The organism is Arthrobacter sp. zg-Y1116 (assembly GCF_024385485.1).
GTDB lineage: Bacteria > Actinomycetota > Actinomycetes > Actinomycetales > Micrococcaceae > Arthrobacter_B.
Window position 1 is genome coordinate 91,867 of the sequence record NZ_JANFLR010000005.1, and the last position, 24,932, is coordinate 116,798.

At 65.6% G+C, this 24,932-nt stretch carries 22 protein-coding genes; 11 read left to right on the forward strand and 11 right to left on the reverse strand.

The genetic code is table 11. The features are described from left to right. The first annotated feature begins 14 nt into the window (after positions 1–14). The 4 genes from NNX34_RS15195 to NNX34_RS15210 are packed head-to-tail and all read left to right on the forward strand — an operon-like array spanning position 15 to position 4,104. Positions 15–1,379 carry a heparan-alpha-glucosaminide N-acetyltransferase domain-containing protein gene (locus tag NNX34_RS15195; RefSeq protein WP_255767364.1) on the forward strand — a complete coding sequence of 455 codons (1,365 nt, stop codon included), beginning with the start codon at positions 15–17 and terminating at the stop codon, positions 1,377–1,379. Between the two features lie 5 nt (positions 1,380–1,384). Further along, a complete protein-coding gene (locus tag NNX34_RS15200) occupies positions 1,385–2,470 on the forward strand; it encodes a hypothetical protein (RefSeq protein WP_255767366.1) in 1,086 nt (361 codons plus the stop codon). Between the two features lie 32 nt (positions 2,471–2,502). Next, the gene (locus tag NNX34_RS15205) at positions 2,503–2,694 is read left to right on the forward strand and encodes a hypothetical protein (protein ID WP_255767367.1); all 192 of its coding nucleotides are present in this window, start codon (positions 2,503–2,505) and stop codon (positions 2,692–2,694) included. Between the two features lie 57 nt (positions 2,695–2,751). Beyond that, positions 2,752–4,104, forward strand: coding sequence for a M1 family metallopeptidase (locus NNX34_RS15210; RefSeq protein WP_255767368.1), 1,353 nt, complete (start codon positions 2,752–2,754; stop codon positions 4,102–4,104). Here NNX34_RS15210 and NNX34_RS15215 read toward each other — a convergent pair. From NNX34_RS15215 to aceA, 3 genes are all read right to left on the reverse strand, one after another. Then, positions 4,101–4,808: a DsbA family protein gene (locus tag NNX34_RS15215; RefSeq protein ID WP_255767369.1), complete on the reverse strand. Its 708-nt coding sequence runs from the start codon at positions 4,806–4,808 to the stop codon at positions 4,101–4,103. The two genes, NNX34_RS15210 and NNX34_RS15215, sit on opposite strands and share 4 nt — an antisense overlap. A 120-nt stretch (positions 4,809–4,928) precedes the next feature. After that, complete coding sequence (gene aceB, locus NNX34_RS15220) at positions 4,929–6,560, reverse strand: malate synthase A (protein ID WP_255767370.1); 1,632 nt, start codon at positions 6,558–6,560, stop codon at positions 4,929–4,931. A gap of 89 nt (positions 6,561–6,649) precedes the next feature. Continuing rightward, positions 6,650–7,948: an isocitrate lyase gene (aceA, locus tag NNX34_RS15225; RefSeq protein WP_255767371.1), complete on the reverse strand. Its 1,299-nt coding sequence runs from the start codon at positions 7,946–7,948 to the stop codon at positions 6,650–6,652. 196 nt (positions 7,949–8,144) lie between these two features. On the opposite strand from aceA, the gene NNX34_RS15230 reads away from it, so the two are divergent. Further along, the gene (locus tag NNX34_RS15230) at positions 8,145–9,593 is read left to right on the forward strand and encodes a helix-turn-helix transcriptional regulator (protein ID WP_255767372.1); all 1,449 of its coding nucleotides are present in this window, start codon (positions 8,145–8,147) and stop codon (positions 9,591–9,593) included. 32 nt (positions 9,594–9,625) lie between these two features. Then, a complete protein-coding gene (locus NNX34_RS15235) occupies positions 9,626–10,510 on the forward strand; it encodes an Fpg/Nei family DNA glycosylase (protein WP_255767373.1) in 885 nt (294 codons plus the stop codon). A 93-nt stretch (positions 10,511–10,603) separates the two neighbouring features. Here the strand turns inward: NNX34_RS15235 and NNX34_RS15240 are convergent, their stop codons facing one another. The 3 genes from NNX34_RS15240 to NNX34_RS15250 form a co-directional block, all read right to left on the reverse strand. Continuing rightward, positions 10,604–14,509, reverse strand: a complete 3,906-nt coding sequence (locus tag NNX34_RS15240) for a S8 family serine peptidase (RefSeq protein WP_255767374.1) — start codon at positions 14,507–14,509, stop codon at positions 10,604–10,606. Positions 14,510–14,863: 354 nt separating this feature from the next. After that, positions 14,864–15,709 carry a bifunctional hydroxymethylpyrimidine kinase/phosphomethylpyrimidine kinase gene (gene thiD, locus NNX34_RS15245; RefSeq protein ID WP_255767375.1) on the reverse strand — a complete coding sequence of 282 codons (846 nt, stop codon included), beginning with the start codon at positions 15,707–15,709 and terminating at the stop codon, positions 14,864–14,866. Positions 15,710–15,802: 93 nt separating this feature from the next. Next, the gene (locus tag NNX34_RS15250; protein ID WP_255767376.1) at positions 15,803–16,456 is read right to left on the reverse strand and encodes a TetR/AcrR family transcriptional regulator; all 654 of its coding nucleotides are present in this window, start codon (positions 16,454–16,456) and stop codon (positions 15,803–15,805) included. Between the two features lie 191 nt (positions 16,457–16,647). Between NNX34_RS15250 and NNX34_RS15255 the strand changes: the two genes are divergently transcribed. Continuing rightward, positions 16,648–17,382, forward strand: a complete 735-nt coding sequence (locus NNX34_RS15255) for a queuosine precursor transporter (RefSeq protein WP_255767377.1) — start codon at positions 16,648–16,650, stop codon at positions 17,380–17,382. 28 nt (positions 17,383–17,410) lie between these two features. Here NNX34_RS15255 and NNX34_RS15260 read toward each other — a convergent pair whose 3' ends face one another. Beyond that, positions 17,411–17,641, reverse strand: a complete 231-nt coding sequence (locus NNX34_RS15260; protein WP_255767378.1) for a hypothetical protein — start codon at positions 17,639–17,641, stop codon at positions 17,411–17,413. A gap of 176 nt (positions 17,642–17,817) precedes the next feature. Here NNX34_RS15260 and NNX34_RS15265 point away from each other — a divergent pair, with 176 nt between their 5' ends. Continuing rightward, positions 17,818–18,021 carry a hypothetical protein gene (locus NNX34_RS15265; RefSeq protein ID WP_146364031.1) on the forward strand — a complete coding sequence of 68 codons (204 nt, stop codon included), beginning with the start codon at positions 17,818–17,820 and terminating at the stop codon, positions 18,019–18,021. A 73-nt stretch (positions 18,022–18,094) separates the two neighbouring features. Here the strand turns inward: NNX34_RS15265 and tgt are convergent, their stop codons facing one another. Beyond that, the gene (gene tgt, locus NNX34_RS15270) at positions 18,095–19,369 is read right to left on the reverse strand and encodes a tRNA guanosine(34) transglycosylase Tgt (protein ID WP_255767379.1); all 1,275 of its coding nucleotides are present in this window, start codon (positions 19,367–19,369) and stop codon (positions 18,095–18,097) included. Between the two features lie 209 nt (positions 19,370–19,578). On the opposite strand from tgt, the gene NNX34_RS15275 reads away from it, so the two are divergent. Beyond that, a complete protein-coding gene (locus tag NNX34_RS15275) occupies positions 19,579–20,595 on the forward strand; it encodes an FUSC family protein (RefSeq protein ID WP_255767380.1) in 1,017 nt (338 codons plus the stop codon). Here NNX34_RS15275 and NNX34_RS15280 read toward each other — a convergent pair. Together NNX34_RS15280 and NNX34_RS15285 are read right to left on the reverse strand one after the other, a co-directional pair. Beyond that, positions 20,592–21,458, reverse strand: coding sequence for a DUF6707 family protein (locus NNX34_RS15280; RefSeq protein WP_255767381.1), 867 nt, complete (start codon positions 21,456–21,458; stop codon positions 20,592–20,594). The genes NNX34_RS15275 and NNX34_RS15280 overlap by 4 nt on opposite strands. Positions 21,459–21,530: 72 nt before the next feature. After that, positions 21,531–22,070, reverse strand: a complete 540-nt coding sequence (locus NNX34_RS15285; protein ID WP_227924051.1) for an NUDIX hydrolase family protein — start codon at positions 22,068–22,070, stop codon at positions 21,531–21,533. A gap of 115 nt (positions 22,071–22,185) precedes the next feature. Here NNX34_RS15285 and NNX34_RS15290 point away from each other — a divergent pair, with 115 nt between their 5' ends. Together NNX34_RS15290 and NNX34_RS15295 are read left to right on the forward strand one after the other, a co-directional pair. Further along, positions 22,186–22,812 carry a YdeI family protein gene (locus NNX34_RS15290; protein ID WP_255767382.1) on the forward strand — a complete coding sequence of 209 codons (627 nt, stop codon included), beginning with the start codon at positions 22,186–22,188 and terminating at the stop codon, positions 22,810–22,812. Between the two features lie 72 nt (positions 22,813–22,884). Then, positions 22,885–23,757: a class II glutamine amidotransferase gene (locus NNX34_RS15295; protein WP_255767383.1), complete on the forward strand. Its 873-nt coding sequence runs from the start codon at positions 22,885–22,887 to the stop codon at positions 23,755–23,757. Between the two features lie 9 nt (positions 23,758–23,766). Here the strand turns inward: NNX34_RS15295 and NNX34_RS15300 are convergent, their stop codons facing one another. Next, positions 23,767–24,885, reverse strand: a complete 1,119-nt coding sequence (locus NNX34_RS15300) for a glycoside hydrolase family 76 protein (protein ID WP_255767384.1) — start codon at positions 24,883–24,885, stop codon at positions 23,767–23,769. Between the last annotated feature and the right edge of the window lie 47 nt (positions 24,886–24,932).

A 24,932-nucleotide genomic window follows, 5' to 3' on the forward strand; every position in this document is an offset into this window, starting at 1 on the left:
GCAAAGGGGGAAGCATGAGCGGGTCGGCTCTGGCAGCGGTGGGCAAACGGCGGGTCACCGGTGTCGATGCTGCCCGGGGAGCGGCGCTGATCGCCATGATGGCAATCCACATCCTGCCCGCCTGGAACGAGGAGTTCGCACCCACGCTCACCTGGCTTCTGTTCGCCGGCCGAGGAGCCGCACTTTTTGCCCTGCTTGCCGGGATATCGCTGGCCTTTATGTCAGGCGGCAAGCACCCGCCGCGGGGACGGGAGATGGCTGCCGTCCGATACGGACTTGCGGTGCGCGCTGCCCTCATCACCGTCATCGGGCTGTTTCTCGGCTACCTCGCCATCAACGCCCAGGTGATCCTCGTCTATTACGGAGTGATGTTCCTGCTCGCCCTTCCACTGCTCGGGCTGCGCGTGCGGACCCTGCTGGTTCTTGCTGCAGGTATCGCTGCCGCCGGCCCCATCCTGATGCACGCCACCAGGGATGTGCTGCCGGACATGCTTGGAGTGGAACCCACCTTCACCACGCTCGTCGAAGCCCCCGGTGGTGTCCTTGGCCAGGTCCTTCTCTCGGGCACGTATCCCGCACTGCCTTGGATGGCGTACGTCTGCGTCGGATTGGCCATCGGTCGGCTGGACCTGGCCGAACGGGTGGTGCAGATTCGGCTGCTGGCGGCCGGCATCGGCCTTGCCCTTGCAACAGCAGTCCTTTCCGCCCTCATCCTCGGCCCCTTCGGCGGACGGCAACAACTGGTGGACACGACGTCGGTATGGTCCTCGGCCCCCGAGGACACCGTTGAAGAGATACTGATCTGGGGGCCGGACCCGGTGATGCCGACAGATTCGTGGTGGTGGCTCGCCTCCTTGGCCCCCTATTCCAGTACGCCGTTGGTGCTGGCCAACACCATCGGCACCTCGGCGGCGTTCCTGGCGGTCCTGCTGCTGCTGGGGCGGGCAAGCGGGCGGCTCCTGCAGCCCTTGGCCCTGTTGGGAAAGATGACCCTGACCCTGTACTCCCTGCACCTGATACTCCTGGCCACCGGGCTGCTGGCGGACCAGCCAGTGCCGGCAATGATTCTCCAGCTGGCCATCCTTTCGGCTTTCGCCGCCATCTGGCTGCGGTACGCCGCCCAGGGGCCGCTGGAGAAGGGAGTTGCCGAAGCCTCGAAGTGGGCGCGGAACAGATACCTGGAGCGCGCCGGAGGCCAGCGGAAGAGCCGGACGTCGCCGACAACGGCTGCCCCAGCGGCTGCGGGAACGCCGGCTGAGCCGGCTGCCCCGTCCCCGTCGGCACCGCGCGAGGTGGCGTACCCACCCGCCCCGCCCTATCCGCCGGCTCCGCCGGAGCCGGAAGGCCGGGCCCGTCACCGGTCCCGTCAGCGCAGTTGATGCTGTTGAGTCGTGCACGCCGTTTCGGGCTTGCGGCAGCTTCGGTGCTGCTTGCCGCCCTTTTGCTGCCTCCGCTGCCGGCCGCCGGCGCGGAGCAGGAGCACGACCCCTGTGCGAGGCTCAACGCGGGGGAAGTCCGCTACTCCGTCCAGAAAGCCAAGCGCGTCACTTTCGCGACGGCTGAAAAGTACGGAGCCGCGGAAACCCGCCTCACCGGCTGCGTCTTCGAGGACGGGGGCTATGTGCAGGAATGGCAGTCCTGGGGCTTCAGCGGCCGCAACGGCTTTGCACCCCCGGGCAGCATGTGGGAGAACACCTTGTATTCACCGACCGGGTCCTTCAGCTTCACCGAGGCGCTCGGCCGCAGCAACCCGGGCACTGAACTGGAATATCACGAGCTGAAACCATCCTCCCGGTGGGGCGGACAGCACGGAGAGACCTATAACCAGTACTTCGAAGGGGAAGGCGGAGGAGCAGACGAAAACCTTTGGCGGTACATGGAGCAGGGCCTCTATGAACAGGCAGCCGTGATCAATTGGAACCGCCCGCCGGATATGCCGACCCGGCAGGGTGCCTCCTTCGCGATCTTCTTCCATGCCGGGTACGCACCAACGTGGGGATGCATTTCCACGGACCTGGCCACGGTCACACGGTTGCTGCGCAGGGCCGTCCCGGGCGACCGCATCGTTATGGGGACCGTGGAAGACGTTTTCACGGCGTCCAGTGCCGCCTCCGAAGCTGCCGCCGCTGCCGCACGGGCCGAAGAGAAGGCAGCGGCAGTCGAGCACAGGCTGGAGACGCTGACCGGCACGCTGACGACCCTCGGCGTACTGGCGGCGCTGGGGCTGCTGATCCGGCTGGCGCTCAAAAGGGCCGGGCGTCGGCGGACGCCGCGGGGTTCGCCGCCCGGCGCCGGCACACTCGCCAAGACGGCGGCGTCGGACCGCCAGACTGCGGCAAGACCACGGACCCATACGGGGTGGTCCCCACCGGCGGAAGACCCCCGGCTGCTGGACCGAACACGGGACCGGCCGCTGGAGAGCGGGCGCGAAGGGAAACCGCGGGAGGATGTTTCTTCACATAATCCCTGATGCGTTTTTGCGGTGTCGCTTAGAGTTTAAGCGTGAGCGAAACACCTGCCGGCGACGGGACGGCCTGGACGGACCCCGACGCAGCCGACGAGGGCAGGTTACTGTACGAGGAACGGGCGGCGCTGCTTCCCGGGTTGTGGATGCCCCCGGCACCCGATTGGGAGGACCTGCCCGAAGCGGACCGGCAGCGGTGGCGCCAATACGCCCGGGACGCTGAAAACTAAGGCCGGTTCCCGGAGCTACCCGTGGCGAAAACGCCGCGCCGTGTCAGGATGTCCGCCATGTCGCCGACCGGATCCCACCACCAACACCAGCACCACGCGCCCGATCCCTATACCCCCGCGTCAGGCTCCACGGACCTGAGCATCATCGAGTATGACCTGACACTGGATTACGACGTCGGCCCCAACCGGCTCAAGGGGCAGGCGCGCCTCGCCGGCTCGGCCCTGGTCGACATTGAACAGCTCATCCTGGACCTGGACCGGCCGATGCGGGTGGAAGAAGTCCTGCTTTGGTGCGCCGGAACTCCGGTGGACGTCCGTTCCTTCCGGCAGCGACGCGGCAAACTGGCGATCACGCCCAGTCGGGAGCTGAAGGCCGGTGACACGTTTCGGCTGGGCATCCGCTACCGGGGCAAGCCGCGTGCGGGCAACGGCCTGTGGGGAGACATCGGCTGGGAGGAATTGACCGACGGCGCCCTCGTTGCCGGACAGCCGACCGGGGCTCCGTCCTGGTTTCCCTGTAACGACCTGCCTGCGGACAAAGCACGGTATCGGATCAGCGTGACGGTGGAGTCCGGCTACCGGGTGACGTGCAACGGAGAGCTGGTCTCCCGCGAAGACCGCCGCGGCCGGGAGACCTGGGTCTTCGAACAACCCGACCCCATGTCCAGCTATTTGGCGACGGTCCAGATTGGCCGGTACGAGTACCTGGAACTGCCCGGCGACGTACCGCAGTCCGTCGTTGCGCCCCCGTCCCTGACCGGCCGCGCGAGTGCCGCGCTGTCCCGGCAGGACGCCATGATGACCCTGTTTACCTCCCGGTTCGGGCCCTATCCCTTCGGCCGGTACACGGTGGTGGTGACCGACGACGAGTTGGAGATCCCTTTGGAGGCGCAGTCGGTGTCGGTCTTCGGATGCAACCACCTGGATTCGGGGTCGGCGTCTTTGGTGGCCCACGAACTTGCGCATCAGTGGTTCGGCAATTCGGTCACGGCCGGCAGCTGGCGGGATATCTGGCTGCACGAGGGTTTCGCAACCTACGCGGAGTGGCTGTGGTCGGAGGCGGCCGACGGCGCCGGCAGCGACCAGCGGGCCGCGGCCGACCTGGAGTGGCTGCGGCACCAGCGGCAGGACCTGCAGCTGGCCGATCCCGGGCCGGCGGCCATGTTCGATGAACGGGTTTACCGGCGCGGAGCGTTGACCCTGCATGTCCTGCGGCGCAGCGCGGGCGACGGGATCTTCTTCGAACTGCTGCAGGAGTGGACGCAGAAGTACCGGCACGGTTGTGCCGGTACTTCTGATTTTTTGGACCTCGCCGACAAGGCATATGCCGCCGCCGGTGTCTCGGCCAGCGGGCTGCTGGGACCGTGGCTGTTCGAACCCACGGTCCCGGCAGCCGTTTTCAGGGCCTAGCAGCCGTCAGGTCCGCAGGCAGGTCCGTCCGCTGACTTCGGCGTCAGGTGAACCAGCGGGTGCGATTCCTGCCAGGCCTGTTCCAGGGCGGAGGCAAACAAGTCGGCAGGCTGCGCACCGGAAATGCCGTACTTGTCATCGAGCACGAAGAACGGGACGCCGCTGATCCCCAGGGAGCGGGCCTGGGCAATGTCCGCGCGAACGGCGTCGGCGTATTCGTCACTGGCCAGCACGGCCTTCACCCGGTCCGCGGGCAGCCCGATGCCGGTGCCGATTTCCAGCAGGTCATCTGCCGCGCCGATGTCCTTTCCCTTCACGAAATGGGCCGAAAGCAGTGCTTCCTTGGCGGCATCGGCAGCCTTCGGGCCGCCTTCCGCCTTGGCCAGATGGATCAGCCGGTGCGCGGAGAAGCTGTTCGCCACTACGAGGGAATCGAAGTCGTAGGACAGGCCTTCGCCCGCCGCCTGGACCGACACCTGGTCCAGCATTCCGGCGAGCTGTTCGGGGTCGATGCCCTTGCGTTCGCTGAGGTACTGGACCTCGGTGCCGTCAAAGTGGTCGGGCAGGGACGGATCGAGCTGGAAACTGTGCCAGTGGACTTCCACCTCGTCCCGGTGCGGGAAACGGGCGAGGGCGGCCTCGAAGCGGCGCTTGCCGATGTAGCACCACGGGCAGGCAATGTCGGACCAGATATCAATCTTCATATCGGGTGCAACGCAGAAAGGACCGGGAGCAATTCCCGCAGTGTTCGAACACCAGCGGAAGTACTCCCGGCCCTTGCCGGTGCGGATACTGAAGCGGTATCCGCGTCACCCCCCCAGGGGTTAGGCCGCGGCCAGCTCCTGCGATTCATGCAGGAAGCGGGCGTAGGCCGGCACGGTGAGGAAGGTGGGGAAATGTTCCCCGCAGGCAACTTCCTCAAAAAGCTCGCGGGCGTCGTCGAAGCGGTCGCCCTCGAAGCGCTGCAGGTTCGTGAACTCCTCGTCGAGCAGTTCCTCCACCCACTGGTGGGTCACAACGTCGCCCTCGTCGGTCACGGCGGAGCAGTGGATCCACTGCCAGATCTGCGAGCGGGAGATTTCCGCGGTGGCGGCGTCTTCCATCAGGTTGTTGATGGCGGCCGCACCGTTGCCCCGCAGCCAGGACTCGATGTAGCGGATGCCCACCTCGATGTTGCTGCGGATGCCGGCCTCGGTGATGACGCCGGGCGTGGAAGCGATGTCCAGCAGCGCCTTGTCGTTGGGCACCACGTCTTCACGGGTCTTCTCCAGCTGGTTGGGACGGTCGCCGAGCACCCCGTCGAACACCTCCATGGCCACGGGCACCAGGTCCGGGTGCGCCACCCAGGATCCGTCGAAACCGTCGCCGGCCTCGCGGGTCTTGTCGGCGCGCACCTTCTCCATGGCGACGTCGTTGGCTGCGGCGTCCTTGCGGTTCGGGATGAAGGCAGCCATGCCGCCGATGGCGTGGGCGCCGCGGCGGTGGCAGGCGCGGACAAGCTGCTCGGTGTAGGAACGCATGAACGGTGCGGTCATGGTGACCATGTTCCGGTCCGGCAGCACGAACCGGGGTCCGCGCGTCCGGAAGTTCTTGATCACCGAGAAGATGTAGTCCCAGCGGCCGGCATTCAGGCCTGCAGCGTGGTCCCGCAGTTCGTAGAGGATTTCCTCCATCTCGAACGCGGCGGTGATGGTTTCGATCAGGACCGTGGCGCGGATGGTTCCCTGCGGGATGCCGAGCAGGTCCTGGGCCAGGACAAAGATGTCATTCCAGAGCCGTGCCTCGAGGTGGTTTTCAATCTTCGGCAGGTAGAAGTAGGGGCCGCGGCCCTGGGAGATCAGGCGCTGGGCGTTGTGGAAGAAGTACAGCCCGAAGTCCACGAGACCGCCGGCGATCGGGGTGTTGTCCACCAGCATGTGCTTTTCCGGCAGGTGCCAGCCGCGGGGGCGGACCACGATGGTGGGCAGCTCGGTGAGCGAGGCGCCCTGCACCCGGTATTCCTTGCCCTCCGGGGAGGTGAAGTCGATGCGCCGGTCCAGGGCGTCGCGCAGGTTCAACTGGCCGTTGATGACGTTGGACCACGACGGCGTGGAGGAGTCCTCCATGTCGGCCAGCCATACCTTCGCGCCGGAGTTCAGGGCGTTGATGGTCATCTTCCGGTCCACCGGGCCGGTGATCTCCACACGCCGGTCTTCCAGCCCCGGAGCCGTGGGGGCCACCTGCCAGGAGTCGTCCTCGCGGATGTTCCGGGTTTCGGGCAGGAACGTCGGGTCCGCACCGTTGGAAATCTGCGTCCGGCGGGCCTGACGCTGCTGAAGGAGTTCCTGCCGGCGGGTGGCCGTGGCCCGGTGCAGCGCCTTGACGAAGTCCAACGCCTGCGGGGTGAGGATTTCCTCCTGCCGCCGCACTGCGGGAGCGGTGAGGGAAATGCCGTTCAGGGTGATCGGGTCATTCATGGCGTTCTCCTTGTGGTCTTTCAAAACTGTGGCGGTGTTGCCGCGGGGGCGCCGCTGCGGATGCAGCCGGCGCCCCCGCAGGACCGGGTTTAGTGGAACTGGCTGGACTCCGTGGAGCCGGCCAGGGCCAGGGTGCTGCCTTCGGGGTTCAGTGCCGTGGCGATGGCGTCGAAGTAGCCGGTGCCAACCTCACGCTGGTGCTTCGTGGCGGTGTAGCCGCGGGATTCGGAGCCGAACTCCTTTTCCTGCAGTTCCACGTAGGCGCTCATGCCGGAGCGGGCGTAGCCGTGCGCCAGGTCGAACATGGAGTAGTTCAGGGCGTGGAAGCCGGCCAGGGTGATGAACTGGAACTTGAAGCCCATGGCGCCGAGTTCGCGCTGGAACTTGGCGATGGTCTCGTCGTCCAGGTGCTTCTTCCAGTTGAAGGACGGCGAGCAGTTGTACGCCAGCATCTGGTCGGGGAATTCGGACCGCACGGACTCGGCGAACTTGCGGGCCATCTCCAGGTCCGGCGTGCCGGTTTCCATCCAGATCAGGTCCGAGTACGGTGCGTAGGCCTTGGCCCGGGCGATGCAGGGCTCAATGCCGTTGCGGACCTTGTAGAAGCCTTCCGCGGTGCGCTCGCCGGTGATGAACTCCTGGTCCCGCTCATCGACGTCGGAGGTGATCAGCGTGGCTGCTTCGGCGTCGGTGCGGGCAATCACAACGGTGGGCGTGCCGGCGACGTCGGCCGCGAGGCGGGCGGCGTTCAGGGTGCGGATGTGCTGGCCGGTGGGGATGAGGACCTTGCCGCCGAGGTGGCCGCACTTCTTCTCCGAGGCAAGCTGGTCTTCCCAGTGCACACCCGAGGCGCCGGAGGTGATCATGGCCTTCATCAGTTCGTAGGCGTTCAGCGGGCCGCCGAAGCCGGCCTCGGCGTCAGCCACGATCGGCACCAGGTAGTCCTCGACGCTCTGGATGCCTTCGGCGAATTCGATCTGGTCGGCGCGCAGCAGGGCGTTGTTGATGCGGCGGACCACGGTGGGAACCGAGTTGGCCGGGTAGAGGGACTGGTCCGGGTAGGTGTGGCCGGAGTTGTTCGCATCGGCGGCTACCTGCCAGCCGGAGAGGTAAATGGCCTTGAGCCCGGCCTTGACCTGCTGGACGGCCTGGTTGCCGGTGAGGGCGCCCAGGGCGTTGGTGTAGCCCTCATCGCCGGCGTTGCGCAACTGGTCCCAGAGCTTTTCGGAACCGCGGCGGGCCAGCGTGTGCTCTTCCTGGACGCGGCCGCGCAGCTTGACGACGTCGTCGGCGGTGTAGTCGCGCTCGATGCCGTCCCAGCGGGGGTTGGTCTCCCAGTCGGAAGTGAGCTGTTCTGCTGTGGGGGCGGTGGACTGGTCCTGGCTCATGCTTGTATCTCCTTGAAATCATTCATTCAAACCGGTCCGCTTCAAACCGGAATTTCCTGCTGTGAACTAAGCCTGTGCCAACAACAAGCCCTCTTCTAGGGGTTTTCTATGGAAAGAAACGCGATTCTTCGCGTAATCTAAAAATGTGACGCCTACTACATGGAATAGACCCGCTCCTGACTCCCCAAAGGGCGGATTGGGGCCCGACGCCGAGCGCACGCTGGACGTCATCAGCCTCGGCCGCCGTGTCCGGCACCTGCGCAAGGCCAAGGGCATGACACTCGATGACCTGGGCGCCGCCGTCGGAACCGTGGCGTCCCAGTTGTCCCTCATCGAGAACGGCAAGCGCGAGCCCAAGCTCGGCATGATGCAGGCGCTGGCCGCTGCGCTGGACGTCAGCATCGATTCCCTGCTGGGCGCGGAGCCGCCGAGCCGGCGTGCCGCGCTGGAAATCGAACTCGAGCGGGCGCAGCGCGGCCCGCTCTATGCTTCCCTGGGCCTGCCGAAGGTGCGGATCGGTTCACGGCTGCCCATCGACGTCCTCGAATCCCTGGTGGGGCTGCAGGCCGAGCTCGAGCGCCGGCTCAACGAGCAGGTGGCCACCCCGGAGGAGGCCCGCCGGGCCAACGGCGAACTGCGGGCCATGATGCGCGAGCGGAACAACTACTTCCCCGAATACGAGGCCGAGGCACAGAAGGTGCTGGATTCGGTGGGGCACACGTCCGGTCCGCTGTCCCAGCACGTGATCGCCGATATTGCGGCGCACCTGGGCTTCAGCCTCCACCATGTCAACGACCTGCCGCACTCCACGCGTTCGGTCACCGACCTGAAGAACCGGCGCATCTACCTGACCCAGTCCCAGCGATCGGACCACGATCCCCGGTCCGTACTGCTGCAGGCCCTGGGACACTACGTGCTTCAGCACCAGACGCCCAGCAGCTACGGGGAGTTCCTGGGCCAGCGGGTGGCCACGAACTACTTCGCCGCTGCGCTGCTGCTGCCGGAAAAGGCGACGGTCGAGTTCCTGCAGCGGGCCAAGGCCGCCAAGGAGATTGCCGTGGAGGACATCCGGGACGCCTTCGCGGTGTCCTATGAAACTGCTGCGCACCGGTTCACCAATCTCGCCACCGAGCATCTGGGTATTCCCACCCATTTCCAGAAGGTGCATGAGAGCGGCATTGTCTATAAGGCATACGAGAACGACGGCGTGACGTTCCCTGCGGACCACACCGGCGCCATTGAGGGCCAGCCGATCTGCCGGTACTGGACCTCTCGGGAGGTCTTTTCCGTGCCGGACCAGTTCAGTGCATTCAACCAGTACACCGACACTCCGGCCGGCACCTACTGGTGCACGGCACGTACGGAACGGGGTTCGGCCGGCAAGTTTTCGCTCAGCATCGGGGTGCCGTACCAGCACGTGAAGTGGTTCCGGGGCCGGGACACCACGGAACGGTCCAAATCGCGCTGTCCCGATCCGGACTGCTGCCGCACCCCGCCGGGGGAGCTGGCGTCCGAGTGGTCCGGCTTTGCCTGGCCCAGCGCACGGGCGCATTCGCACCTGCTGGCTGCCTTGCCGCCCGGTGCGTTCCCCGGCGTCGACGAGACCGAGGTGTATTCGTTCCTGCAGGCGCATTCGGAGCAGTGACGCCGCCACCGGACCACCGTTAGGGTGTTGGCATGCCCGAGATGCCTGAAGTACAGGGACTGGTTGATTACCTGCGGTCAAAGCTGCTCCCGCCCGATGCCCCCGCACTGGTGATCGCCGACGTCGAAGTGCTGTCTTTCCCCGTGCTGAAAACCGCGGCGGTGCCGCTGGAGGAGCTCTATGCCGGTCCGGTGACCGACGTCGAACGCCGGGGGAAGTTCCTGGTGGTCACCGCCGGGGGAGTGCATTTGGTGATGCATCTGGCCAAGGCGGGCTGGCTGCGCTGGTCCGATGCGTTGAAGCCGGGCCGGCTGCGGCCGGGCCGGGGAGCGATGGCGCTGCGGGTGCGGTTCGCAACGGAGGACGGCTCGGCGCAACCGGGCTTTGACCTCACGGAAGCGGGCACCCGGAAGTCGCTGGCGGTGTACGTTGTCCGGGACCTCGCCGACGTCCCCGGGATTGCCCGGCTGGGGCCGGAAGCGCTCGACGTCGACCCGGCGGCTTTCGGGGAGCTGGTCGGCACCCATCACGGCCAGATCAAGGGGCTGCTTCGGGACCAATCAGCCATCGCGGGGATCGGCAATGCCTACAGCGACGAGATCCTGCATGCAGCGCATCTGTCTCCGTTTGCCATCGGCGCGAAGCTGGGACCGGCCGAGGTCCAACGGTTGTTCGAAGCCATGGGTGCCGTCCTGGAATCTGCAATCGAGAATGCGTCCGGGCGTCCCGCCGCGGAATTGAAGGACTCCAAGCGGCAGGCCATGCGGGTGCATGCGCGGACCGGTGAGCCCTGCCCGGTGTGCGGGGACACCGTCCGGGAGGTGGCCTTCGCGGATTCCTCCCTGCAGTACTGCCCTACCTGCCAGACCGGCGGCAAGCTGCTGGCGGACCGGAGGATGTCCCGGCTGCTGAAGTAGCTGCGCGGCAGGGCTTCCGACCCAGAAAAACAGCGGGCCCCGGATTTCTCCGGGGCCCGCTGCCTTATTGGTTGGCTAGGTCAGCATGATGTCCTAGCCGCGACCGCCGCCGTGGCCGCCGCCGTGGCCGCCGCCATGACCGCCGCCGTGGCCGCCGCCGTGGCCGCCGCCATGACCGCCGCCGTGGCCGTTGCCGCCCTTGCACTTCTGGGCTTCAAAGTGAGCCTTGTAGGTGGCCTTTTCGACCTTGCCCTTACCCGTGGAGGTGAGGGTTACGGTGACGTCGCCTGCCTTGATGGAGGACTGGCGGGTCTTGACGACCACCGACTTGCTCTTGCCCGGATCCAGCTTGTTCACCGTAGCGGTGCCGTAGTTGGACTTCACCGTCACGTTGGCCTGCTTGGTCCCGGTGTTCTTGACCGTCACCGCAATCTCGGCACCCGAACCCGAGCACTTGCTGACCGCGCTGACCGGATTGACCGGCGTCGGCTTCACAGTGGGCTTGGGTGTAGCCGTGGGTTTGGGTGTCGCCGTCGGCTTAGGTGTAGCCGTGGGTTTGGGCGTCGCCGTCGGCTTAGGCGTGGCCGTGGGTTTCGGTGTCACCGTCGGCTTAGGCGTGGCCGTAGAGGTAGGTGTCGGCGTCGGTGTCGGAACCACCTTGGCCGGAACCTTGATCGGGACCACTTCCGCCTTGCCGCCGTCACCGTTGGTGCCGCTCAAGTCTCCGGTGGCGTTGTGCAGGTGCAGGAACAGCGCCTTGGCGTCGGTGTTGCCCGCACTGCGGGTGACATCCATCTTGCCGCCGTTGACGTCCGCAAACAGGCTGGCGGGCGTGGCGCCCGCGAAGGTCAATGCCGGGTTGGCCGCGTCGAACGGGATGTACTCGGTGGTGTCGACAGGAACGCTCTCGCCCTGTTCATCCACGCTGTACGGGTTCCAGGTGGTGACCCGGTACCGCAACGGTGCCGATGCCGCGTTTACATCCAGGCCCAGGGCCGCTGCTGAAACCGGCAGGGTAACCGCATTGGTATCGAAGGTGTTGGTATCAGTGCCGCCCTGGACACCGTTGGCACCGGTCTGGTCCACCATTACCGGAGCGGCGCCGGGGGTCAAACGGTAAGTCGCAGCCAGAACCAGGTCCACGTCGGCCGCGCGGGAGGTGAAGGTGACGAAGTCCGGGACCGAGTCACCATTGGTGTCGATCTCCACGTCAATCTCGAACGCACCGCCCAGCATGGGCCAGTTGGCCCAGGTGCTGACGCCGAAGTTCACGACGGACGTCTGAAGATTGCCGCCGGCAGCCTTCAGCGTCGGAATCGTGGAAGATGCGCCCACGGCCTGCAGGTCCATGGCGTACATGGAATCCATTTTCACGGATTCCAGCCGCGGGCTCTGCGCGCCGAGGACCAAAGGCGAAACCAGGGACAGGTAGCGCGAGGCACCCGTGCCTTGGTTGAGTTCGCGGCCCTGCAGGGTCACGGTGCTCTTCAATGCCTCGGAGTCGGCGAAGGCGATTTCCTTGCCGGCACTCATATCCGACGTCGGCTTCGGGGCCGAGTAGACGGGTACGCGCAGGGTGGGCGTGCCGTTGCCGGCAAACTGCACCCGGCCGGAAACGTCCGCCAGGAACTGCCTGGTAATGCTCAACTGGTCGGTCTCGGCAGCCGGATCAATGGTTTTGGCCAGTGCAGCCGGATCGGAGATGCTCAAGGTCACGTCCACGGTTGCCTTGCCGTTGCCCGGCACGTTCACCGAAGGTGTGGTGCTGATGACGACGCCGGGCATGGTGGACGCCTGCAGGTAGCTGACGTTGTAGGACACAGGGCGGTCGGATTTGTTCTCCACCGTGACCTGCCGGGTCAGCACCAGTGCTTCCTTGCCGAGCTCCAGGACGCCGAAGTTGACGCTGGTCAGGGCCGGGTCCTCCGTGGCGTAGGCCAGGACCTTGTTATTCAGGGCGTCAAGGGCATCTACCCGGCCGGAACCGACCCGGTTGGGCCCTTGAACGGCACCGGACGCAGTGAGCAGGTCATGCGTGGCGGTGTTCATGATGGCGGTCTTGACCTCGTACGGGTTCAAATCCGTAGCCGCGTAGAGCAGGGCCGCAATACCGGCCACATGCGGGGTGGCCATGGACGTGCCGCTGCTGACAGCTGCACCGGTGCCGGAGCCGACGGCTGCTGATCCAATAGCCGAACCCGGCGCCGCGACGTCGGGCTTCACGATGCCGTTGGAACCGTGCACTCCGCGGGAGGTGAACGGGCTGACGGTGTCACCGGCGCCCGAGGGGGCGCTGGCGGTGGCCATGTAGGCCGGCGACAGGCGCAGGGTCAAGGTCCCCGCTTCTGCGGACGGCCGCAGTCGGTCCGAGGATTCGGCGTTGAGCTGGATGCCGGGGATGGTGGCGTTTCCGCCGATACCCGATTCAAAGACCGCACGCGGGGAATCGAGCACCACGCCGGTGGCTCCGGCGGCCTGGGCATTATTGAACCGGACCCCCGAGCCGCAGGGGAAAGCAGCGTCTTCTTCCCACTGGATCCAGACCCATTTACCGGTCAGGGAACCGGCAGGGAAGGCGTTGCAGCCAAAGCGGTTGTCTGCCGGAGCCATCACCACATTGCCGGTGAGCTGTGCTTCGGTAACTGCCGGGTCCGAGTAATTGAAGTTGGAGGAGTACTGCCCGGCGACGGATCCGGTCAGTTCGGCTGGAGCGAGGACGTCGGCGCGGTCGAGAGTGACCCGGGAACCGATGGTGCTGGCCACGGTCAGGGCCGACTTTGCGTTCCCGGGGGAACCGCCGATGTCATAGACATCTCCGGCGTTGCCCGAAGCGACAACGGAAAGGATGCCCTGTTCGGTGAGCTTGTTGACGATGTCGTTTTCGGGATCGTCAACCGGGCTGTAGTCGGAGCCGAGGGACATGTTCACTACCTGGGCACGGTCCGAAAAGTCGCCGTCGCCGTTGGGGTCCAGCACGTAGTCCAGCGCCTGGCCGACCACCTCGGAGGAGCCTGCGCAGCCGAAGACACGGATGCTCACGAGCTGGGCATCCGGTGCGGAACCGGGGCCGATCCGCATGGAATTGACCTGCTCCGCCGTGAGGGTGGAGTAGTCGCCTCGGAAGGTGGAGCCGTCGTTGTTGGTCCCGTACCCGGCGGCAGTGCCGGCCACGTGGGTGCCGTGCCCGCCGCAGTCGAGCGGATTCAGGTCCGGCCGGGGGACCGGCTGGTAAGTGGGGGAGTCGGGATCGGCATCGTAGTCATCGCCAACGAGGTCGTAGCCGCCAATGAACTTATTGGAATCAAGAAGGCCGCTCCCGGGCGAGGGAATGGTGGCCGAAGCCTGTGCTGCCTGGTAGGCCTCGATGGTGCCGGGGCCGCCGAAATCGCTGTGGGTGTAGTCGAGGCCGGTATCCAGGACGGCGATGGTGATGCCTTCTCCGGTCTGCTTGCGCTCCACCCACGTGTTCAGGGCCCGGGTATCAATATCCGCGCCCTTGTTATCGACGTGCTTCGGAACGATCTTGGTGATGCGGGCAACGTCCGAGCGGCCGGCCAGCTCGCGGATGGCCTCGGCGTCGCCCACGATCGCGGTCCCGGGGAGCGTGTTGGTGGTTGTGTAGAGGGTGCTCGCGGCAGCTTCCTGTGCCACTGATTCTGCCTGCGAAGTGATGTCGCTGCGGATCTCTTCGACCAGGGGCTTGTTCACCACCGGCTCCGCTTTTCCGTCCTTGACCTCCTCGGGCTGGGTCTGTTCAAAGGCGCCTTCGCCCGTGAACTGCACGTAAACCGAAACCTGGCCGGTGGCGTCCCGCAGGCTGGGGGACACTTTTTGTTCGGCGAACCGCTCGAGGGAGATGCCCTCGGTGAGTTCATTGCCGCCGGCAGGTGTCTCAGTGGCCTGCGCCGGCAGGCTCAGGCCGAGGCCCGCTGTGAGTGCGATCCCGGCGAATGCGGCAGTGACAACCGCGCCGGGTTTGTGATGGATGGACAATCTCATTGCGCTCCTTGAACATTCCACCGAGCGCTACCGGGCATGTCCAAGAGACAATTGCACGGCTGCTGACACACTGCGGCAGGTTTTCCGTTGTGCCTCCAACCCCCGTAAGGAGTGTCAGCGTGCACGTAACGGCCCCCAAACCAAGCAGCCGTAGGGTCACAATAGAGGAGCAAACGCCCAGTGCAAAGGTTGGACTTATTAATAGCGAATTACTACTTTGACCCTTGTTTTTTAGCAATTCAGGCTGTAAATTTCAGCGCCCGCGGGTCGAATTAACGTCGGAAGGAGCCGCCCCGTTGCGGGGACGGCTCCTTCCGTGATTCTTCTGGCTTGTGTTTGGGCGGGTTGACGCAGTTAGAGCGCCGGGCCCTGGCCGGCGTTGCCCTGCCACAGCGCATCAAACGGTGCGTTGGAGGAAACGCGGTTGCGGATACCTTCCGTGACGAACGCCTTCGCCGTCTTTGCCGCTTCCAGAGGCGTGGCCCCCTTGCCCAGTTCAGCAGTGATAGCCGCAGCGAGGGTGCAACCGGCACCGCTGACAGCTACCTCGCCTACCTTGGGTGCCCGCAGGACCTCCATGGTTTCGCCGTCGTAGAAGACGTCGACGGCGTCGTCGCCTTCCAGCCGGACTCCGCCCTTGGCCAGCACTACGGCTCCGCTGGCTTCATGGATGCGGCGGGCTGCTTCCTGCAGGTCTTCCACGGTCTCAATGGAATCCATGCCGGACAGGGACATGGACTCGAAGTGGTTGGGGGTGACGAAGGTGGCCAGCGGGAGGATCTGGGCCTTGAGCGCCTTGTCGGTATCCAGTGCCGCGCCGGGTTCCTGGCCCTTGCAGATGAGCACCGGGTCCAGCACGAGGTTCTTCCAGTCCTGGGCCTGCAGCGCCTTGGCAACGACGTCGATGGTTGCCGGGGTGCCGAGCATGCCGATCTTGACCGTGTCGAGGTCATAGGCGGTCATGATGGCTTCGAGCTGGTCGGTGATGACCTGCGGGTCCACCGGGACGAACCGGTGGTTCCAGGAGTTGTTGGGATCGAAGGACACGATGCAGGTCAGGGCGGTGATGCCGTAGACGCCGAGTTCCTGGAAGGTCTTCAGGTCGGCCTGGGCGCCGGCGCCGCCGGTGGCTTCGGAACCTGCGATGGTGAGCGTGACGGCCGGAGCTGAGGGCGCAGAAGAGGGTGTGTTTGCAGACATGGCTCCATCTTCCACCCAAAACGGCGGAACCGGCCACCCTTGTAAGACGCGCTGTTACGGCGCGCCGCCGTCGTGCCCCAGCGGCGCTGCGGGCTAACCGTCCCGGCGGACGCCTCGGAGCAGGCGGACTACGTCCTCCATGATGTTCCGGACCACCGGGAGCCGGGACAGGATCACGAGTTTGGCCACCAGCGGGGCCAGATTCGCGGCCAGCCGGTGGGACCTGCGCTGTCCGGGGGAGCGGTCATACACCCAGAAGAAGGTGATCCCCATATGCATCAGCCAGAGCAGTTCGGGCAGGTCGTCGCGGATAGCCACGGGCGGCTGCGGCCGGGCGGTCGACACCGCCTGCCGGAACATCGCGATGGATTTCCCCCGCCCGACGGCGTCGTCCTCCCGGCGGTTCGGTGACATGGCGTCGCGCAGGAAATGCGCGCCGAAGGCGTGGTACGGCTCCATGGTTGTCAGGCCGGTGGACAGAATGACCGCCAGGTTTTCGCCCAGGTTGTGGCCCTCGCGGATCTGCGGCAGCGCAAGGGAGCGGTGTTCATCCTGGAGGGACCGGTAAAGCTCGTGGAGGAGGTCATCCTTGGAACGGAAATAGTAGTAGGCGTTGCCTACCGAAAGGTTTGCCTCCTGTGCGACAGCGCGCATGGTGGTCTTTTCGTAGCCCTGTGAGGCGAAGAGGCGCAGCGCGGTGTCGATGAGGAGCCGGCGCGTCTGTTCGCTCTTGGCGGTGACGGCCAATGATGCTCCCTTTGCAGTATTTTCAGCGTTTAGTAGACCATTTTTTTGAACGTGTTCAAAATCGGGTGCGCGGCAGGAGCGGACCGGGCGTGGCAGAATGGATGCGGCCCTGCGGGGCTGCCCGGGGCAGCGGGCACAGTGCTAATACAGCCGGCGAAAGCCAGGCGAACCACTAACCGAACGGAAATGCCATGAACGCACAGCCACGGACAGCTGTGAAAAACGCTGCAGCCTACGCCTCCCGCGGGAGCTCCCAGTACGACCTGATCCTCACCCTGATGTGCGTGGTCATCGTCATTTCGAATATCGGTGCCTCCAAGGGCGTACAGTTTTCCCTTCCCGGCGGCTGGGACATTGTCACCGACGGCGGTTTCTTCCTCTTCCCGCTCGCGTACATTCTCGGCGACGTGGTGAGCGAGGTCTACGGTTTCAAAGCCGCCCGCCGCGCCATCTTCACCGGCTTTGCGATGGCACTTCTCGCCGTCGCCAGTTTTGCCTTAATCATTGCGCTGCCGGGGTTCAATGACGCCTACGGGCTGGAGAAGCAGGCTGCACTGGAAGTAGCTCTCGGTCCGGTCTGGCAGATTGTCCTGGCGAGCCTGCTGGGGTTCCTGGCCGGCCAACTGCTGAACTCGATGGTGCTGGTGCGGATGAAGGAGCGGTTCCGCGAGAAGGCACTGGCCGGACGGTTGATGCTGTCCACCGGTGTGGGGGAGTTTGCGGACACCCTGATTTTCTGTGCCATTGCGGCTCCGGTCATCGGGATTACCGACGCCGGCGGGTTCTTCAACTACGTCCTGTTCGGCTTCCTCTACAAGACGCTCATTGAGTACCTTTTTGTGCCGGTCACGGCCCTGGTCATCCGGGTCATCAAGAAGCGCGAACCCAGCTACGTGGAGCCGGTGCTGGAGCCTGTCGCGGCGTAGGGGCGGGGGCCGGGTTCGGTGCTCCCCGTCACTGCCGCGATTCGGCGCGGCGTCCGCTGCTCCGCCGCGTCCCCATGAACATCAGAAGCGGCCCGAGGACGAGGGAAATGGCGACGGTGATGATCGCTTGGGAGGGTGGCTTCCATGCCGCCACCACTACCAGCGCCAGCAGCAGGGAGAGCGTAACGAGGATCTGGATGGTCCATCCAACATTGCCGTGCCCGCGCCGCACTACAGGATTCCCCTGCTTTTCCGCCATGCTGACCCCTTCGAATAGCCGTTGCAAGACCGCCAGGCCTCCGCTCCGAGCCTAGCGGCAACGGGCCCTACCGTGCGGGGAAACGCCAATCAGGTCACCGGGCGAAATCCCTGCCCAGGTGTGCAAAGGTGGGGGAACGCCAGAGCTTCACTTCCCCCGTACGGCAGGAGACAAACATGAGCAATCCAGTCCCGAACCCCGGTGCCAAGGCAGTAGATGAAAATCTTGCCGGAACCGCGGAGGAATTCAACGACGAAGTCACCAAGGCAATGATCGAAGACGCCCAGGAGAAGGATTCGAGCCCCGGAGACGAGGAGCGGGATGCCCAGCCCGCCTTGGAAGAGGATGAATCGACCCAGGCTAAGCCGGACAATTCCTAGCCGGCTTGGCTCTCTGCAGAACCACTGGAACTCGGCACATCGCACGCAAGGATTACAGCGGTAGGTAGACCAGCTACTTACCGCTGTAGTACTTGCCCAGGACCTCCGCCTTGAAATCGAAGAACGTGCCGTCGTCGATGGACAGCCGGGCATCGTCAACGAGCTTCACGGTGAAGCGTTCATTGTGGATGGAAATCAGCGTGTGGCTGACCATCTCGTTGGACTTGAACAGGTGCTGGATGTAGGCGCGGGTGTAATGGGTGCAGGTATAGCAGTCGCAGCCCTCCACCAACGGCCCGAAGTCCCGCTTGAACTTGGCATTGGAGAGGTTCTTACGGCCGTACGGCGTGTAGAACGCCGAATTCCTGGCTACCCGGGTGGGAGAAACGCAGTCGAAGGTGTCGGCGCCGTTTTCGATGGCGGTGAAAATGTCATCCGGCTCGGAAATCCCCAACAGGTGGCGGGGCTTATTCTCCGGAAGCTCCTCCGTGCACCACCGGACAATGGTGCCGAGGTTTTCCTTTTCGAACGCCCCGCCCAGTCCGAAGCCGTCAAAGTCCATGGCACCGAGATCCCGGGCTGCCTTACGCCGCAGGTCTTCGTACTGCGCGCCCTGCAGCACCCCGAACAGGGCCTGGTAGGGCTTGTCGGAGCGTTCCTCGGTCAGCCGCTGGTGCTCGGCAAGGCACCGCAGGGCCCAAAGCCGGGTGCGTTCCAGCGACATTTCCTGATATCCGCGGGAATTCATGAGCGTGGTCAGCTCATCAAAGGCGAACATGATGTCGGCACCGATTTTGTGCTGCACCTGCATCGAGATTTCCGGGCTGAAGCGATGCTTGTCGCCGTTCAGATGGGACTTGAACCAGACGCCGTCGTCGTCGATATGTGCCAGGCGTTCCTTGCCGGGCGCGACGTCGTCGTCCGACCCGGTGGCGTGCGTGGTGCCGTCGGCATTCATGTTGATGACCTTCTTGAAGCCCGCACCCAGGCTCATCACCTGGAATCCGCCCGAGTCGGTGAAGGTGGGGCCGGACCAGTTCATGAACTTTCCCAGACCGCCGGCTTCATCGAGGATGTCCGGGCCGGGCTGCAGATACAGGTGATAGGCATTCGCCAATACGGCCTGGGCGCCGAGCTCCGCGACCGACTCGGGGAGCACAGCCTTGACCGTGGCCTTGGTACCTACCGCGATGAACGCCGGAGTGGCGATCTCGCCGTGCGGCGTGGAGATGGTGCCGGTGCGGCCCTGAAAGCCGCCGCCGTTCGCCTCGACTCGCTGTTCGGCCGCTGCAGGGGCGGTTTCGCGCAGGCGCTTACCGAGGGTGAAGGAAAAGGCTGAGGAAGACACCCCTCCATTTTGCCTTACTCCGCGCCGGCCTTCCGCCGGGCCTGGCCGCTGGGAGATGCACCACATTTATATCTGCTGGTGCTTTCCCGGGGATAGGTTGGATTGGCGGAATTCAACCGACCATGCACCCGGCCGCCGGAATATCCCCGCACCCCCGATGCCTACGGCACGAAAGGCAGAGGCCACCCGCGTTGACGCACCTGCAGGAAATGTTCAGGATCGCTCCGGCACACAACGACCACCACGCGGCCATCCGCTGCGCCATCGGAGTGGGAGTTCCGCTTCTCCTGCTGCTTTTCCTGGGGCGGATCGACCTGGCCATTTTCGCCACGTTCGGTGCCTTCACCGGGATCTACGGCCGGAACGAACCGCACCGCCAGCGACTGGGCCACCAGGGCCGCGCCGGGACACTTATGCTGGCCGTCATCCTGGCGGCAGCGCTGTGCGCCCGCCTGGACCTGGATGACTGGGGAACCGTCATCGGCACCACGGCAGTAGCCGGTTTCGGCACCATTGCCACGGGCTTTTGGCGGCTGCGCCCGGTCGGCTCCCTGTTCCATATCTTCGCCTTCGCCGCCATATCCTCCGTCCCGAACCATCCTCCGCTCTGGCAGGGGATGCTCACCGCAGTCCTCACGGTGGCCTTCTCCATCCTGCTGGGCCTGTCCGGGATGCTCGTGCAGAAGTACCGCACGGAATGGAAACCACCGGAACGCCTGCGCTTCACGCCGGCCCAGCGCCGCCTCATCTACATTGACGGGCTGCAGTATGCGGTGGCCGCAGTGGTGGCAGGATCCATCGCCACCCTGCTGGGCATCGGCCACAACTACTGGGCCATGGTCGCGGCGACCGTTCCGCTGATCGGCGCGACAGTACGCCACCGGGTCCACCGCGGCCTGCAGCGCATCCTGGGCACGTTCGGCGGCCTATTGCTGACGGCGCTGATCCTGCTTCCGGGCCTGGAGCCCTGGCAGATGGTCCTGGTCATTGCCGCTTGCCAGTTCGGGGCGGAGATGTTCATCGCCCGGCAATACGCACTGGCCCAGGTGGTGGTCACGCCGCTGGCGCTGGTCAGCACGGAGCTGGCGCACCCGAGCAACCCGATGGAGCTGCTGCGGGACCGCGGCATTGAAACGCTGATCGGCGCCGTCGTCGGCATGGCCGTGGTGGTGGCCGTCCATGTCCGGCAAAAGCAGCTGCAGCAAAAGAAGCGGAAGTCCGCCTAGCCGCGCACGGCAATCAGCTCGGTGCGGATGCGCCGGTCCAGCTCCGCGTCGGACAGCGTCTGCGAACCGCCGTGGGAGCGCAGGTAGAGCAGGGCGTTCAGGCGCAGGACCCGCCATTCCCGTTCGCTGGCATCTTTTCCGGCCTCGGCAGCCCGGTGGATTTCGCGGTCGTACAGGTTGGGTTCGTTCAGCTGGCGCTGCAGCAGCTCGGCAGCCAGCTTGGCCTTCATCGGGTCGGTCTCGGATGTGTCCGCAGCACGCACAGCATGGCTGTACGCCGCCGCGCTCTCGGCGTCGCCGGCCTCATGGGTGATGTGCGCCGCCAGGGCCAAAGCGCCCTGGATCCAGTTCCAACGGCCAAAGTTCCCGTCAAAGGGGAGCCCGGTGATGACGTTGCAGACCCTCAGGGCGTTTTCAGCATCACCGAGATCGATGTAGAGAATGTGGGCCAAATCTCGGACATCCTGCAGGTGGCTGCCGGATTTCACGTTCAAACCACGGTCCAGGCGCGCTGCAATCTCCTGTACGGCTGAGTTTTCCGGGTGGGCGGCCGCGGCGTCGGCAATGATTTCGGCCGCGTTGTCTTCCTCCGAAGGCACCTGTCGAACAGCATCCGACGGCGCACCTTCGGGAGCCGGAGCCTGTACCCGGACGGCTGATCCGTAGGCCAGCCGGAGCGAAGTCCCGTCGTCCAATTTAGCGAGCACCAGCGCGGGAACACCGAAATCATCGGCCTCCACACTGGTTCCGGCTACCGGAGCCAGTGGTTCTGCAGCACCCTCACCCGGGACAAGGATCTGTCCGGGGGCAAGCAGTTCCGCGTTGACCCGGAACGCGTACGTTTCCGGCAGGCTCTCAGACATGGCGATTCCTTCGTGGTTGGACCTCGGCTCCCCAGAACCTCCAGTATATAAAGCTTGTCAGCTGCGACTTTTTCAGCGGCCCCAGCCGGCCGAGGCCAGTGCCTGGCGCAGCAGGTCTCCGCGGCCGCCGGAGAATTCGGCGTAGATCGCGGGGCTGAGTGCTTCGTCCGGAGTCAGCCAGGACAGTTCCAGTGCGTCCTGGCGGGGATTGCACTCACCGGTCACGGGAATCAGATAGGCAAGCGCCACGGCGTGCTGGCGTTCATCCGTCAGCCCGCTCTGCGAAGGGGAGGGGAAATACTCGGCGACGGCGAACGGCACCAGGGTGGGCGGCAGCTGCGGCAGCGCCATCGGCCCCAGATCCTTCTCCAGGTTGCGCAGCAGGGCCCCGCGGATGGTTTCGCGGTACAGCACCCGGCCCGAAACGAAGGAACGTACCATCTGGCCTTCCGGCGTCGCCTGCAGCAGCAGCCCAACCTCGGTGACGTAGCCCAGCGGGTCGCACCGCACGGGCACCGCCTCGACGTAAACCATGGGCAGGCGCTGCCTGGCCTCGTAGAGATCTTCCTCGGAGAGCCAGCCTGGATACGGGTCAGGAGTACGAACGTTCATAGCAGTGTTCTACCCCAAAGGTGCCGTGCCCGTCACACGGCACGCTACGCTTCGGCCATCGGCTGAACCGGCCCGGACCCTTTCAGCCCGGCGGGTGCATCCCTAGACTTGGGCTATGACACGGGACCTCCCGGAGCTTCTCCTGCCGGATGCCGGGGCCTGGCGGGAGTGGCTGGAGCACAATTACGGGTTATCCGTCGGCGTCCGCCTGGTGCTGGGGAAGAAGGGCGGAAGCGTCACCCGGTTGACGTATCGCGAGGCCCTTCAGGAAGCACTCTGTTTCGGCTGGATCGATGCGCAGGCTGACCGGCGCGACGAGCAAAGCTACCTGCAGCGGTTTCAGCCGCGCGGTCCGCGCAGTAACTGGTCGCTGCGGAACGTTGGCTACATCAACCGGCTGGAAGCGGAAGGCAGAATGCATCCGGCCGGACGGGACGCCGTTCTCAGCGCGAAGGTGGACGGCCGCTGGGATGCCGCCTACGCCGGATCGGCAACAGCGGAAATCCCGGAGGACCTTCGGGCGGCCATCGCCGCCGTTCCCGCAGCCCAGGAAATGTTCGACGTGCTGACATCGCAGAACCGCTTCGCCATGTACATCCGGCTCAAAGGCCTCAAGACGCAGGCAACCCGCGAGCGCTGGATCGCGGACTATGTGCAGATGCTCAGCGAACACCGCGCGCCCTATCCGCAGAAACGGAAGCCGTCACCTCCGTCAGCGGTGGGGCAGGCGCCTAACGCCTAGCCGCCGCGGCTTGGCTTCCTCGGTTCAACCGGGGCCCCATCCGTCCACCAGAACCGCCCCCAGGAGGTCCACATGTGCCGACTCTTTGGTATGCATGCCGGGAAGGATCCGGTCCGGGCAACGTTCTGGCTGCTCACGGCCCCGGACAGCCTGGCCCAGCAGAGCCGTAAGGAAGCGGACGGCTTCGGGATCGGAACGTTTGCCCCCGACGGCAGCCCGGTGGTCGATAAAGCGCCCATCGCTGCGTATCAGGATGTGCAGTACGCCCAGGAGGCCCGGGAACTGGAAAGCACCACCTTCCTGGCGCACGTGCGTTACGCCAGCACCGGCGGGGACACGGACGTCAACACGCACCCCTTTGAGCAGGACAACCGTCTCCTGGCCCACAACGGGGTGGTGGAGGACCTGGACAAGCTCGATGACCGGCTGCGCCAGTTGGAGATGTACCACCTGGTCAAGGGGGAGACGGACAGCGAGCGGGTCTTCGCCCTTATCACCGGCGCAGCGAGGGTGAACGGCGGAGACGTTTCGGCTGCGATTGCATCAACGCTGACCTGGATTGCGCAGAACCTGCGGCTGTACGCGGTGAACATCATCCTCACCACCGCCACCGAGCTGTGGGCCGTGCGCTACCCGGACACCCATCCGCTGTACGTCCTGCAGCAGGGGCCGGGCGGTCCGGTGGGGGAGAAGCGGAGCAGCCGGATCAGCGTCCACAGTGACCAGATACGCGAGGAGAAGCGGCCGGAAGTGCTGGTGGCAACCGAAAAGATGGATGCCAACCCGAATTGGCGGCTGCTGGACTCCGGCGAAATGCTGCATGTGGACAGCGACCTCAATGTCCTGCGCACGTTTCCGCTCCCGCAGCACCCGCAGCACCTGATCACGCTGGCGGATCTGGACCCGGCAGCGGCGGCGTCGCAGCACCCGCTCAAGACGGGCTGATGCTGTGCCTCAGGTGAGGTCCGCCCCGGCCCGCTGCACCCGCGCCGACGCTTCGAGGACCATCCAGGCCTGAAGCTGGGTGGAAAGCCCGACGGCGGAGCCGCCCGGGTAGGATACGGCGGCCGGTACCAGCGGCTTGGCGGAGAAGAGGATCCAGTCCGCCCGTTTGCTCCGGCCCTCCCACAGTGCCGTCGCCGTGGCTTCCACCAGCGCGGCCGCCGTCCGGCGGGACGGTTCCGGCAGGGCGGGGGACACGGCGGCCTGGGCCAGGTAGCGCGCCAGGATGCCGGTGAAAAGACCGCCGTCGCCGGTGCCGTGGGTGCGCAGCACGCGCGAGGTGCCGCCGTCGTCGGTCAGGTGGGTGTCGACGGCGCGCACCAGTTCCGCAGCGCGGGTGAGGTTGGCACTGCCGCCGAGCTCGAGCAGGGCACCCAGGACAGGCCCCTGGTTGTAAGTGAACACGGTGCTCTCCAGCTGCGGACGGCCCCGGACCACCTTGACCCCGTCCAGATACAGTCCGGTTTCCGGATCCAGCACGGTGGCGTTGAGCCAATCCACCAGCTCCTGCGCCCGGTCCCGTGATCCGGTGCGGACAAAATGCAGGGCAGCCGGAGCGGTGGCCGGGGTGTTCTTGAAGTTGCGGTCCTTGTTCCAGTAGATGCCGCCGCCCAGTTCCGGGGTGTGGGCGGACTCCAGCGCCGTGTTCAGGGTGGAGAGGATTTTCCGGTAGGGGCGCTGCCGGTCCCGCGCTCCCGACAACGAGTTCAGGCGGCCGACGGCCAGGGCCAGCCACGCCATGTCGTCATAGAAACGGTTGGTGTAGTGCATCCGGTTCCGCAGTCCGATGGTCCGCACCAGCGCCGGTGCCAGGTCCGCAGCCGAGGGATGCTCCGGTCCGCGGAACGGCGTGCCGGTGCGGCGTTCGCGCAGGCCGGCGTCGATCAGGGCATCGAGGTAGTGTGCCTGCCACCAGTAATGCCAGGGCTGGCGCAGCTGCTGCAGCAGCGAGGCCGGGCGGCTGGTGGCAGCCAGATGGGTCCCGGGCAACCCGGCAAACGAACGGCCAAACGCGGCGCTCACGGTGCGCGCGGCGGTCTCGGCGCGGTCGTCGGAATCCTCGTAGAGCATGCGCCAACCCTATGCCAGCCGCCGAAGATGCGGCACCGGCCAACGCA

Excerpts from the sequence above, each read along its gene's own strand:
- NNX34_RS15195 (WP_255767364.1), top strand. The coding sequence starts at position 15 with ATGAGCGGGTCGGCTCTGGCAGCGGTGGGCAAACGGCGGGTCACCGGT.
- NNX34_RS15210 (WP_255767368.1), top strand. The coding sequence starts at position 2,752 with ATGTCGCCGACCGGATCCCACCACCAACACCAGCACCACGCGCCCGAT.
- NNX34_RS15215 (WP_255767369.1), bottom strand. The coding sequence starts at position 4,808 with ATGAAGATTGATATCTGGTCCGACATTGCCTGCCCGTGGTGCTACATC.
- aceB (WP_255767370.1), bottom strand. The coding sequence starts at position 6,560 with ATGAATGACCCGATCACCCTGAACGGCATTTCCCTCACCGCTCCCGCA.
- aceA (WP_255767371.1), bottom strand. The coding sequence starts at position 7,948 with ATGAGCCAGGACCAGTCCACCGCCCCCACAGCAGAACAGCTCACTTCC.
- NNX34_RS15235 (WP_255767373.1), top strand. The coding sequence starts at position 9,626 with ATGCCCGAGATGCCTGAAGTACAGGGACTGGTTGATTACCTGCGGTCA.
- NNX34_RS15240 (WP_255767374.1), bottom strand. The coding sequence starts at position 14,509 with ATGAGATTGTCCATCCATCACAAACCCGGCGCGGTTGTCACTGCCGCA.
- thiD (WP_255767375.1), bottom strand. The coding sequence starts at position 15,709 with ATGTCTGCAAACACACCCTCTTCTGCGCCCTCAGCTCCGGCCGTCACG.
- NNX34_RS15255 (WP_255767377.1), top strand. The coding sequence starts at position 16,648 with ATGAACGCACAGCCACGGACAGCTGTGAAAAACGCTGCAGCCTACGCC.
- NNX34_RS15260 (WP_255767378.1), bottom strand. The coding sequence starts at position 17,641 with ATGGCGGAAAAGCAGGGGAATCCTGTAGTGCGGCGCGGGCACGGCAAT.
- NNX34_RS15265 (WP_146364031.1), top strand. The coding sequence starts at position 17,818 with ATGAGCAATCCAGTCCCGAACCCCGGTGCCAAGGCAGTAGATGAAAAT.
- NNX34_RS15275 (WP_255767380.1), top strand. The coding sequence starts at position 19,579 with ATGTTCAGGATCGCTCCGGCACACAACGACCACCACGCGGCCATCCGC.
- NNX34_RS15280 (WP_255767381.1), bottom strand. The coding sequence starts at position 21,458 with ATGTCTGAGAGCCTGCCGGAAACGTACGCGTTCCGGGTCAACGCGGAA.
- NNX34_RS15285 (WP_227924051.1), bottom strand. The coding sequence starts at position 22,070 with ATGAACGTTCGTACTCCTGACCCGTATCCAGGCTGGCTCTCCGAGGAA.
- NNX34_RS15290 (WP_255767382.1), top strand. The coding sequence starts at position 22,186 with ATGACACGGGACCTCCCGGAGCTTCTCCTGCCGGATGCCGGGGCCTGG.
- NNX34_RS15295 (WP_255767383.1), top strand. The coding sequence starts at position 22,885 with ATGTGCCGACTCTTTGGTATGCATGCCGGGAAGGATCCGGTCCGGGCA.
- NNX34_RS15300 (WP_255767384.1), bottom strand. The coding sequence starts at position 24,885 with ATGCTCTACGAGGATTCCGACGACCGCGCCGAGACCGCCGCGCGCACC.